10 protein-coding genes are annotated in these 11,902 nt (G+C 66.6%); 2 read left to right on the top strand and 8 right to left on the bottom strand.

The genetic code is table 11. The features are described 5' to 3' along the window. Position 1: 1 nt before the first annotated feature. Both G9465_RS16795 and G9465_RS16790 read left to right on the top strand, forming a co-directional pair. Complete coding sequence (locus G9465_RS16795) at positions 2-2,521, top strand: RND family transporter (protein ID WP_166972068.1); 2,520 nt, start codon at positions 2-4, stop codon at positions 2,519-2,521. A gap of 73 nt (positions 2,522-2,594) precedes the next feature. After that, on the top strand, positions 2,595-4,001 hold the full coding sequence (locus G9465_RS16790; RefSeq protein WP_166972066.1) for an NAD(P)/FAD-dependent oxidoreductase: 1,407 nt from the start codon (positions 2,595-2,597) through the stop codon (positions 3,999-4,001). Here G9465_RS16790 and G9465_RS16785 read toward each other — a convergent pair. From G9465_RS16785 to G9465_RS16750, 8 genes are all read right to left on the bottom strand, one after another. Then, a complete protein-coding gene (locus tag G9465_RS16785; RefSeq protein ID WP_166972064.1) occupies positions 3,998-4,174 on the bottom strand; it encodes a hypothetical protein in 177 nt (58 codons plus the stop codon). The two genes, G9465_RS16790 and G9465_RS16785, sit on opposite strands and share 4 nt — an antisense overlap. A gap of 53 nt (positions 4,175-4,227) precedes the next feature. Beyond that, entirely contained in the window at positions 4,228-6,144 is a 1,917-nt protein-coding gene (locus tag G9465_RS16780) for an ATP-binding protein (RefSeq protein WP_166972062.1), read from the bottom strand. 47 nt (positions 6,145-6,191) lie between these two features. Further along, entirely contained in the window at positions 6,192-6,938 is a 747-nt protein-coding gene (locus G9465_RS16775) for a 5-formyltetrahydrofolate cyclo-ligase (protein ID WP_166972060.1), read from the bottom strand. 39 nt (positions 6,939-6,977) lie between these two features. Continuing rightward, the gene (locus G9465_RS16770; RefSeq protein WP_166972058.1) at positions 6,978-7,826 is read right to left on the bottom strand and encodes a hypothetical protein; all 849 of its coding nucleotides are present in this window, start codon (positions 7,824-7,826) and stop codon (positions 6,978-6,980) included. Between the two features lie 70 nt (positions 7,827-7,896). Further along, entirely contained in the window at positions 7,897-8,433 is a 537-nt protein-coding gene (locus G9465_RS16765) for a hypothetical protein (RefSeq protein ID WP_166972055.1), read from the bottom strand. 41 nt (positions 8,434-8,474) lie between these two features. Then, complete coding sequence (locus G9465_RS16760) at positions 8,475-9,809, bottom strand: ABC transporter ATP-binding protein (protein WP_166972053.1); 1,335 nt, start codon at positions 9,807-9,809, stop codon at positions 8,475-8,477. After that, a complete protein-coding gene (locus G9465_RS16755) occupies positions 9,799-10,863 on the bottom strand; it encodes an ABC transporter ATP-binding protein (RefSeq protein ID WP_166972051.1) in 1,065 nt (354 codons plus the stop codon). The genes G9465_RS16760 and G9465_RS16755 overlap by 11 nt, the downstream gene beginning before the upstream one ends. Continuing rightward, complete coding sequence (locus G9465_RS16750) at positions 10,860-11,900, bottom strand: ABC transporter permease (RefSeq protein WP_166972049.1); 1,041 nt, start codon at positions 11,898-11,900, stop codon at positions 10,860-10,862. The genes G9465_RS16755 and G9465_RS16750 overlap by 4 nt, the downstream gene beginning before the upstream one ends. Positions 11,901-11,902: the final 2 nt, after the last annotated feature.

Raw genomic sequence — 11,902 nt, 5'->3', positions numbered from 1 at the left:
GATGGAGTATCAGCGGTACATCGACTGGATAGACGACCGCATCGTCGAGGACTCCCGTCGGGTCGTCGCCGTCTTCCTAGTCGCGACGCTGATCTTTACCGCCGGACTGGGCAACATCTCGACCAACGCCGGGACCTCGCAGTTCACGACCGGCCTCCCGGCAGAGGAGGCCTTCGAGCAGGTCAACCAGGAGTTCTCGCCCGCGTTCTCGCCTGATACCGGGTCGACACAGCTCATCCAGCGCGGCGACAACGTACTCTCGAAGGACGGGCTGTTGCGGATGCTCAGGTCCCAGCATCGGATGGAACAGAAGCCGGACCTCAGGGTACAGAGCACCTCCAGCGCGGCCAGTATCGTCGCCACCAAGCTGGACCCGACGGCCACCTCGACCGAGGCACAGATTCGAGCCGTCGAGTCGGCCACCGAGAGCGAAATCGACGCGGCGGTCCGGACCGCGGCCGACGAGAACCCTCGATTCACGTCGCTGGTCAGTACCGATTTCAACCGGGGGTCCGCCTCGGCTTCGGCGACCATCGGCCTCGCGACCCACGAGGTGCCCGCTGGCATCTCCTCGGGGTCCGGTCAGGGCGGTTCCAGTCCGCTGACGGGTATCCAGCACCGGGCCGACTACGTCGTCCAGTCGGCGGCCCACGGCAGTATCACCGTCTTCGGGAGCGGTATCATCGCCGACGAGAACTCCCGCGTGTTGGTCGACTCGCTGTTGCTCGTGGTCCCGGCGGCCGTGCTGTTCATCATCTTCTTCCTCGTCGTCGCCTACCGCGACCTCGCGGACCTGGTTCTGGGGATGGTCACCCTGCTGATGGCCATCATCTGGACGTTCGGGTTCATGGGGCTCGCGGGCATCCCGTTCTCACAGATGCTCATCGCCGTCCCGCCGCTGTTGTTAGCGGTGGGTATCGACTTCGGTATCCACGCAATCAACCGCTACAGGGAGGAGCGCCAGGCGGGGGCCTCTCTCGAGAAGTCGATGCGCATCACGACCGACCAACTCATCGTCGCGTTCTTCATCGTCACCGGGACGACCATCATCGGCTTCGCGGCGAACCTCACGAGTGCGCTCCCACCGATTCGGGACTTTGGCGCCGTCGCGGCCATCGGTATCACGTTCACGTTCCTCCTGTTCGGTATCTTCCTCCCCGCTGCGAAGGTGGAGATCGACCGGTTGCGCGAGCGGTACCCCATCCCGACGTTCAGCACCCATCCGCTCGGTGAGGAAGGTGGTGCACTGGCGCGAATTTTGGAGGGCGGTATCACCGTGGCCAATCGCGCGCCGCTGGTGTTCCTCGCGCTGATGCTCCTGCTGAGCGCCGGGTCCGGCGCGTACGCGACGGACATCTCCACGACGTTCGACCAGACGGACTTCCTCCCGCCCGAGGAGAACCCCGACTACCTCATGCAGTTGCCCGAGCCGTTCAGGCCGGGCACCTACACCGTCACCGAGCAGATAAACTTCCTCGAAGACAACTTCGGGTCGACACAGAGCGGACAGACGACGGTGTACTTAGAGCGGCCGATGCGACAGGACGGGGCGCTGGAGTCCATCTACCGCGCTAGCGAGGACCCGCCGGATACCTTCGTCCGGGAAGACGGCCGGGCGAAGGCGACGTCTATCGTCACCGTCATCCAGGACCGCGCTGCGCGGGACCCCGAGTTCCGCCGTCTCGTCGAGCGCAACGACGCCAACGACAACGGCGTCCCCGACGACAACATCGGTGCGGTATACGAGTACCTGCTCGACTCCTCCTCGCGCGATCGGACGCTCCAGTACCTCGGTGACGACTACCGGAACGCCCGCATCGTCTACACTGTCGAGGCCGACGCGGACAACGGTGCGGTGACCGACGACACGCAGGCGCTGGCGAACGAGTTCCGCTATACCGCCGTCGCCACCGGGAGTATCGTCGTCTTTCAGGCCGTCTCCAACCTCATCCTCGAATCGGCAATCACCTCGCTCGCGGTGGCACTCGCCGGGACCGGCATCTATCTCGTCCTCGTCTACCGACTCTTCGAGGGCCGGCCCTCGCTGGGCGTGGCGAACCTCGTGCCCATCGTCGTCACCGTCTGTCTCATCGCCGGGACGATGCGGTATCTGGGCATCCCGTTCAACGCCATCACCGCGACCATCCTCGCTATCACCATCGGTCTCGGCGTGGACTACTCCGTCCACGTCACCCACCGGTTCGCCGACGAGATACACCAGAAACCCCTCCAGCAGGCACTGGAGGCGACGGTCCGCGGGACCGGCGGCGCGCTACTGGGGAGCATGCTCACGACCACGTCCGGCATCGGCGTGCTGGCCCTCGCTATCTTCCCGGCGCTGGGACAGTTCGGCATCCTCACCGGCATCTCCATCGTCTACGCGTTCCTCACGTCGGTGTTCCTGCTCCCGTCGGTGCTGGTCGTCTGGGACGGCGTCACCAACTACGACCAACCGCTCCAGCGTCTGTTCGACCTCGGGAGCCCCCAGCAGCCAGTGAAACCGACCGAGGGCGACGACTGACGCGTCTGCCGGTTTTGCCTCTCGGCTACACGCCACTGAAGCCTTTATCCGGAGCCACCGCTAGCCTACCGATATGACCCACGTCGTCATCATCGGCGCGTACGGGAGCGCTGGCGCGGCCGTCGCCGGCGAACTCGTCGAAGCGGACGGAATCGAACTCACGCTCATCGACAACGGTGACCCCGGCGGCGGCCTCTGTATCCTCGAAGGCTGTATGCCCTCGAAAGAGGTGCTCTCCGCAGGCGCTCACCGGTTCCAGGCGCGACACGACCAGCGACTGGTCGGCGACGTACCGGACGTCGACCTGGAGGCCGTCGTCGAGACGAAGAACGAGCGCACACGTGGCTGGGCGGGCCACCGGCGCGACTCCATCCACGAGATGGCCGAACGCGACCACGTGGAGTTCGTCCACGACACGGCCACGTTCGTCGACGACCACACGGTTCGGGCCGGCGGCGAGGAGTACGAGGCCGACTACGTCGTCGTCGCCACCGGGTCCTCGGTGAACGTCCCGGACCTGCCGGGCATCGACGAGGTGGACTTCATGACGAGCAAAGACGTGCTCCACGCCACGGAGTTCCCCGACTCGGGCATCGTGATGGGCTTTGGCTACATCGGCATGGAGATGGTCCCCTACCTCGCCGAGGCCGGCGGGATGGAACTTACGGTCATCGAACACGACGACCGGCCCATCGACGAGGCCGACCCCGCCTTCGGCGACGAGGCCCGACAGATCTACGAGGACAACTGGGACATCACGATTCCGACGAACTGCTATGAGTGTGAACTCGAAGAGACGGCAGACGGCGGTGTCCGCCTGCACGTCGAGTTCGAGGACGGCACAGAGGACACCTACGAGGCCGACCAGCTATTCCTCTTTACCGGCCGCCGCCCGACGCTCGAGGGCTTGGGCCTCGAAAACACGTCCGTCTCTGCCGAGGGCGACTGGGTACGCGAGACGATGCAGACGGTGGACGCCGACCACGTCTACGCCGTCGGCGACGTCAACGAGAAGGAACCCATCCTCCACGTCGCCAAAGAGCAGGGCTTTACCGCCGCCGAGAACATCCTGCGACAGGAGGCCGGGGCGGAGCCACAGGCCTACGAGAACGTCCACCACCACGTCATCTTCTCGGGACTGGGCATCTACCCCTTCGCCCGCGTGGGCCACAACGAGGAGACGGCCCGCGAGGCGGGCTACGACGTCGTGACGGCGACCCGGCAGGCGAGCGACGACGGCGTGTTCAAGTCGAAGGACGTGCCCGAGGGGCTCGCAAAACTCGTCGTCGACGCCGAGGACGGCACCGTCCTCGGCTGGCAGGGCCTGCACTACCACGCCGACAGTTTCGCGAAGACGATGCAGATCGTCGTCGAGATGGGACTGGACGTGCGTGACCTGCCCGACCGGGCGTACCATCCGACCCTGCCCGAGAACCTCGACGGCCTCATCCGGGACTGCGTGGCCGAACTGGACGACTAGTCCCGCATCGACGGATAGTTCTGTATCTCGACGAACCCGGACCCACCACAGGCCGCACACTCGTCCGGCGGCGTGTAACTGTGGTCCGGCGGGTCGCCGTGGACGGTCCCAGCGACGACGGCGTGACACTGCTCGCAGACGTACTCCTGTGGTCGCTCTGGCTGGTGTGCCATATCATGTATTTGAGTCTACACGTCCATAAGCGTGTGTCCGCCGCCTGCCGGCTTCACTCGACGTCGAGGCCGCGGATTTCGAACCGCGCCCCGCCGCTCTCGCTTTCGGTTATCGTGACTCGTGCGCCGTGGGCCTCCGCTATCTCCTCGACGATTCTGAGACCGAGCCCCGTCCCGTCGCCGTTGGTGGTGTAGCCGCTCTCGAACGCGGACTCGCGCTCGTCGACGGGGATGCCGGGGCCGTCGTCGGCGACGTAGAGGCCGTCACCGTTCGACAGGACGCCGACGCGGACGGTGACGCCGGGGCCGCCGTGTTCGACACTGTTTCGAAAGAGGTTCTCGAACAGTTGGCGGAGACGACTGTCGTCGCCCGAGACGGTCACCGACTGGTCGGGGACGGTGAGGGTCGCTCCGTCGTTTTCGATGACGGCCCACGCCTGCTCACAGAGGGGTCCCAGTTCCACGTCGCTCGGCTCGACGACCTGATTGCCCGAGCGAGCGAGGGCGAGTACGTCGTCGATGAGCGTGTCCATCCGGGTCAGCGCTCGCTGGAGCCCCACGACGTGGTCGGGGTCCCCGTCGTACTCCTCGGTGAGGAGTTCGAGGTGGCCGGTGGCGACGTTGAGGGGGTTGCGCAGGTCGTGTGAGACGACGCTTGCGAAGTCGTCCAGTCGGTTGCGCTCCCGGGTGAGTTCGCGCTCGCGCCGTTCGCGCTCCAGTTCGTAGCTTATCCAGTTACCCATCAACTCAACCAGCGTGACTTCCCAGTCGGCGAACGCCTCGCGTCTGGGGTTGCGGTCGTAGAAACAGAACGTCCCGTACACCTCGCCGTCGACGACCACCGGCATCCCGATGTAGCAGGCGATGCCCATCTCGGTGAACCCGGAACGGTCGGCCAGTTCGGGCGCCTCTGTGGCGATGTCCGCCAGCACGAGGGTCTCCCGTTTGACGATGGCCCGCTCACAGTTGGTCGACCCGAGCGGAACCACGTCGCCCGTCTGTGTTTGTCCGGTGGGGTCGATGACGGCCTCGAAGACGTAGTCGGACCCCTCGACACGCGAGAGTGCGCCGAACTCCGTTCCGAGGGCGTCCCGGCCGACTTCGAGGAGGTGTTCGACCTTCTCCCCGAACGGGGTCTCTTTCTCGGCGATGACGCGGTACATCTCCGTGAGAATCTCTTCCCGTTCGGCGAGCGAGTCCTCCCGCTCCCGTCGAGTGGTCACGTCTCGGAAGTACACGGAGAGGCCGGTCTCGGAGGGGTACGCTCTGACGTCGAACCACGTGTCGAGGGGTTCGTAGTACGCTTCGAGCGATTCGGGTTTCTGGCTCTCCATCGCGCGGTGGTAGACGTCGTAAAACTCCGTGTCGACGACTTCCGGAATGACGTCCCAGATTCGACGGCCCACCAGTTTCGAGGCGGCGTCTGTCACGTCTGCGGCCTCGCGGAGTATCTCTCGGCCGCGCTCGTTGAGGTAGGTGAACCGCCAGTTCTCGTCCAGCGCGAAGAACGCGTCGGTCATCCGTCCGAGGATGGCTTCACGGTCGGACTGTTCGGTCATCGCCGTGTGAACCCGGTCGATCAGCGTGGCTATCTGTTCGTCCAGCGGATCCTTGAGAACGTACTCCGTCGCACCGGCGGCGATGGCGTCGCTGGCGATAGCCTCGCTCCCGTCGTCGGTGAACACCACGACCGGCAGATCCGGGTATCGGTCCCGGAGACTCCACAGCAGGTCTACCCCGGTACCGTCCGGGAGCGTGTACTCCGTGACGAGACACTCGACGGCGTGTTCGGCGACGAGTTCGCACGCCTCGGTGACGCTCTCTGCCGTCAGGACTTCGATACCGTCGCTGGAGGCAGTCAACGCGCTCCCGACTGCTGCCGCGGCGTCCGCGTCGGCGTCGACGTAGACCACACGTCGGGTGCCGTGGCCGTATCCGAGTGAGTCGTTCTCGGCCTCGGCGTCGTTCATAGCGTCCTTTAGACGTAATGCCCTAAATCGATGTGGGTGACGATTTTTCACTCAGTTGATCGGCCTTCCGGCGCACGCGCGGCCAGCACCGGCATCTCGGCCACTCGCTGGGGCGAGAGCGCCCCCCAGTCGACACCCTTCGGTCGGCCGTACGGCGTCGCTGTCTCGACGGTCCGCTCGGGCGTCACGACGTAGTCCATCGGCACGTCGTGGGCGTCGACGGGCACCTCGACGTCGGCGACGGCCCCGTCGGGCCCGCCGACCACCTGCAGTTCGTGGACGGTCGTCAGCACCGGCGTCGTCTCGGAGACGAGTCCCAGTTCCCGCAGGACCGCGTACTCCAGATCGCTAAAGCCCTCGCCTTTCCCGATGCGAGCGCCGTCTTCGGTGACCGCCACCGATCCGGACACCACGAGGTCGACGTCGCCGACGGCCTCGGGACCCACCTGTCGGGCGTGGTCGGCGACGTTCGACACCGCCGGCGCGGCCTCGATGTCGTCTAACTCGTCGGGGTCGAGTTCGTAGAAACACCGCTCCTCGCGCAAGCGCGGCACAGCCATGTAGACGGTCTTTCCGGCCCGCAGCGCCGCGCGGCGGAGCGGCAGTTGCGGCGAGTCGGGGTTGGCTTTCACCGTCTCTGCGTCCGCCCAGACGGCCGTCTCGGTCGCGCGCTCGGCCGCCCGTTCGGCCCCCTCGTAGTTCGGAATCCGGTCGTGGGGTGGGAACGGGAACCGGGCGACGCCGCTCTCTTCGAGCGCGTCCCACACCGCCTCGCGAATCGCCTGCTTGTCCATGTGCGGCCTTCGACCGCCGACTCGCAAAAGTGGTCCGTCCTAACTCACGATGGTCCCGGCGTGCGTTCTGGGGTTCAGTTCGGCGAGGCGTTCCCCACAGTCCGTGCAAGCCACGGCGAGCACCTCGTGAACCCCACAGCAGGAGGTCTGGACGTCGCTGGCGCGTTCGACTGGGCCGCCACAGGCCGGACAGACCGTCCGGTGTGCGCGAACCGTCTCCAGCATCTCGACGCGCTGTTCGAGGGGCAGGTCCGCCCAGCGCTCGGTCCACTCAGCGAGCGCTTCGTGTGCGGCCACGTCGACGCGGAGCGCGCTCCACGAGGGCCACTCGCGGACACGGTAGCCGACGGTCACTGCGGGATGTGGGTCGCGGTCGACGGTCACGTCCTCGGCGTCGATCCCGAAGGCGCTCGCCAGCGGTCCGGTCAGGTCGGCGTCGGCGGGTCGAGCAGTCAGTCGTTCTCCGAGCGCGGCGGCGAACGCCTCGGTGAGTTCGCGGCCGTCGTCAGTCTCGGCCACAATTCCCTCGTCGGCGAGGAACGCGTCGGCGTCGACGGCGTTCTGGCGGTAGTGTTCGACCCGCTGGACCACCTCGAAGTCGTCGGGGTCCGTGTAGCCCGGCGCTTTTCCGAACGCTCGCAGGACACGCTCGGGGAGGTACTGCTGTGTCAGTCGCGGCGTCCCCGGAACGAGGTAGCCCCGAAGGGCGATAGCCGCGAGCGAGACGACGGCGACGACCGCGGCGAGTTCGACGGCGACGAGCGTCGAGAGCCCGCTCAGTACGGCTGCGATGGCGACGTTGACGACGGTACACGGCCAGCACCGACGCTCGCCAGTGTGTTCGGGGTCGCGTATCCGTCCGAGCAGCGACGACCCGCCAGTAGGCATGGTCCGTGGTACCGTCTCGATAGTGAAAAGCGTATGCCGTGTGCGCGCCCCAGTTCGGGCCGTTCGGTGGCTACTCCGGTTCGATTCGCACCGTCGTCTCGGCGGCCAGTCCCTTCCCCGCGGCGTCGTCGACGTCGACGTACGCGCCGAGGGTGTACTCGCCGGGCTTCGCTGGCTCCCACTCCGTCTCGCTCACTTTGAACAGACCCGTCCAGCGCCGGCGGAACTCCTTGCGCTCGCCCCGGTCGAACGTGAAGACGCGCTCCTCCTCGGGGAGCGACTCGGGGACTCGGGAGGCCTCGGGCGCGCCGTCGACGTGCCACGTCCACAGGCGCGGCGTCCGGGTACGGACGCTGACGGGGAACGGGAACGCGTTCCGAAGGGTCACCGTCACCGGGACGTCGGTCTCGGTCGGATACGACGACTGCGGCGTCTCGACGGCGACGCGTATCGCACGGTGGGCAAGCCACGCCGGGACGAGGTACCGACTCAGCGACTCGCCGGGCACCGACCGCATCGCCGCCGGCTTGGGCGTCTCCTCCCGTCTACGCGGCGTGAACGCGTCGTCGTCCCGTTCGAGCGCGTCCGACTCGTAGATGCGGCGCATTGGTGGTCGTAGCCCGTGATATTTGTAAAGCGTTGGGGTGGTCAGTCGTCGGCGACGGCGTCGCCGCCCTCCGTCACGTCAGTCGGGTCGTCGGCGTAGTCGTCGTCGTGGAGGTGGCAGGCGATGCGGTGGGTATCGGCGGTCTGGACCGCTCTGGGTTCGTCGGTCTCACAGGGCGAGACGAACGCCTCGTCCAACTGCGCCGAGGCGTCTTCGACGTCACCGTCGTGGAGGCGGTCGATGGCCGCCGAGAGGGCGTCCTCGGCGTCGGGGTTGGAGAGTCGGTCCGGCAGGCCGAACTCCTCGCGGACTAGCCTGCCGAGGACGTCTCTGGACGCTGACTCGGGGTCGGCGCGTTCGTCCTCGGTGACCGCGGTCAGCGAGTCGACGCCGTCGGCCTCGGCGGCCCGCAGTTTCAGGTCCATCACCGCGCGCCACGCCGGCTGTTCGAGGTCGTACGCCGCCGGCTGGATGACCTTCGGGCAGCGGGTGTGGAACCGACACCCGCTGGGCGGATTCAGCGGCGACGGCACCGCCCCGGGGAGGAAAATCTGGTCGCCCTCCCACAGCGGGTCCGGTTCCGGCACCGCCGACAGCAGCGCCTCCGTGTAGGGGTGATAGGGCGGGTCGAACACCTCCTCGGTCGTCCCGACTTCGGCGAACTCTCCGAGGTACATCACCGCGATGCGGTCGGAGATGTGCTCGACGACGGAGAGGTCGTGAGCGATGAAGATGTACGAGAGGCCGTACTCGTCCTGTAGGTCCTCCAGCAGGTTCAGAATCTGGGCCTGCACGGAGACGTCCAGCGCCGACACCGGTTCGTCACAGACGATGACCTCCGGGTCGACGGCCAGCGCTCGGGCGATGCCGATACGCTGGCGCTGGCCCCCCGAGAACTCGTGGGGGTAGCGGTTGGTGTGGCTGGGGTTCAGCCCGACCGTCTCCAGCAGGTCGTAGATGCGCTGTTCGCGGGCCTCGCCCTCGGCGATGCCGTGGATGTCCAGCGGTTCGCCGACGATGTCGCCGACGGTCAGCCGGGGATTCAGACTGGAGAAGGGGTCCTGAAAGATGTACTGCAGGTCCTTTCGCAGGTCGCGAAGGTCGCTGGACCCCAGTTCGGTCAGGTCGTCGCCCCGGTAGTACACCGACCCGTCGGTGGGTTCGGTCAGCCGCAGGAGCGCGCGGCCGAGCGTCGTCTTCCCGCACCCGCTCTCGCCGACGACCCCCAGCGTCTCGCCCTCGTGGAGTTCGAGATCGACGCCGTCGACGGCCTTCACCTGCTGGGCGTTCCCCAGCAGGGCGTCGACGAACCCGCTGCTCGAGTCGTAGTACTTCTCGAGGCCCTCCACGCGGAGGATGGGGTCCTCACCGGGCATCCTGTTCCTCCTCTACGAGCGGGTCCTCGCCCTCGACGGTGACCTCGAAATCGAGGCCGTTCTCCAGGTCGCCGGTGTACTCCAGACAGGCCGCGGCCCGGTCGTCGGCCGCTGTCGGCGCGTCGCCCGTCGCCGGGTCGACCAGTGGCGGTCGTTTCCGGGCGCAACACTCCTCGGCGTACGGACACCGGGGGTGGAACGCACACCCCGGCGGCACGTCCACGAGGTCCGGCATCGTCCCCGGAATCGTCTGGAGGCGGTCGCGCTCGTCGCCGATGCGCGGAATCGAACTCATCAGCCCGACCGTGTAGGGGTGTTTCGGATCGTAGTAGAGGTCCTCGACGCTCGCTTTCTCGACGGGCCGACCCGCGTACATCACCATGACTCGTTCGCATATCTTCGCGACGACGCCGAGGTCGTGCGTGATGAGTTGGACGGCGGTGTCGAACTCGTCGGCGAGGTCCTGAATCTGATCGAGGATCTTCGCCTCGGTGGTCACGTCCAGCGCCGTCGTCGGTTCGTCGGCGATGAGCAGGGCCGGGTCACAGGACAGCGCCATCGCGATGACGGCCCGCTGTTGCATCCCGCCGGAGAACTCGTGTGGGTAGTCGCCGTACCGGCTCTCGGCGTCCGGGATGCCCACCCGGTCGAGCAACTGGACGGTCCGGTCCCGCGCCGCGTCGTCGTCGTAGCCGAGGTGGTGGCGAATCGCCTCCGATATCTGCTCGCCCACCGAATAGACGGGGTTGAGCGCGGTCTGGGCGTCCTGAAATATCATAGCGATTTCCTTGCCACGGACCGACCGAACCTCGGACTCGCTCATCTTCAGGATGTCTTCGCCCCTGAACAGAATCTCCCCGCTCTCGATGCGGCCGGGCTCCTCGATGAGACGCATCAGCGAGAGGGCGGTGACGGACTTGCCGGCCCCGCTCTCGCCGACGACGCCGAACGTCTCCCCGCTCTCGATGCGATACGAGAGGTCGTCGACGGCGGTGACGACCCCCTCCTCGGTGTAGAAGGTCACCGTGAGGTCGTTCACTTCGAGGAGCGTCATTCGGTACCTCCGGCGCCGGCGGCGCTTATCTCCTGTGCGTCAAGCGCGTCGTTGATGCCGTCACCGATCATGTTCATCGCCATCACGAACAGGAAGATGGCACCGCCGGGGAAGACGGTCACCCACCACGGGATGGTCCCGCCCGGCCCCGTGATGATAGTCGAGCGAGTCTGGTTGAGCATCGTCCCCCACTCGGGCGTGCCGGGCGGGAAGCCCAGTCCGAGAAAGCCCAGTGCCGCGACGCCGATGACGACGGTCCCGATAGAGAGCGACGCCTGCACGATGAGCGGCGCCATCGCGTTCGGGACGATGTGTCGGAAGATGACCGACCGGTCACGTGCGCCCAGCGCCTGTGCGGCCAGCACGTACTCGTTTTCTTTGACCGACAGCACCTCGCCCCTGATGAGGCGGGCGTAACTCGCCCACCCGGGGACGGTAAAGGCGACGACGAGCGGCCAGTAGCCGCCACCCAGTAGCGCCACGATGACCAGCGCCAGCACCAGACCCGGGAACGCGAAGATGACGTCGACGAACCGCATCATCACCTCGTCGACCCAGCCACCGTAGTAGCCCGCGATAGCGCCGTAGACCATCCCGATGGTCGCCGTGATGCACACGACGACGAAGCCGATTGAGATGCTGATTCGCCCGCCGACGAGCAGTCGCGAGAAGATGTCTCGGCCGTTGGCGTCGAGCCCCATCGGGTGGGCGAGCGTCGGCGGATTGAACCGTTCGAGGCTCGGGTTCTGCAGGTAGAGAATCTCGCCGGGTTCGTAGGGCGCGATGGAGAACGGCTGGATCGGGACGCCGGCGACGACGACCTCCTGTGAGAACAGCGCCAGCAGCGACATGATGGCGACGGTGTAGACGCCGAGCATCGCCGCTCTGTTCTCCCTGAACCGCCGCCACGCGCGCTTCCATCGGCCGTCGGTCCCGCCAGTCGTCGCCTCCTCGCGCCAGTCAGAGAGGCGCTCGCGGTCGGTGACTCGGTCCGTGTCGAATCCAGTTATCCGGATGCGTCCTCGTTTCGTAGACATAG

This window comes from Haloarcula sp. JP-L23 (assembly GCF_011602445.1).
Taxonomy (GTDB): Archaea; Halobacteriota; Halobacteria; order Halobacteriales; family Haloarculaceae; genus Haloarcula; species Haloarcula pellucida.
This window is presented reverse-complemented; position numbering and strand designations above follow the sequence as displayed.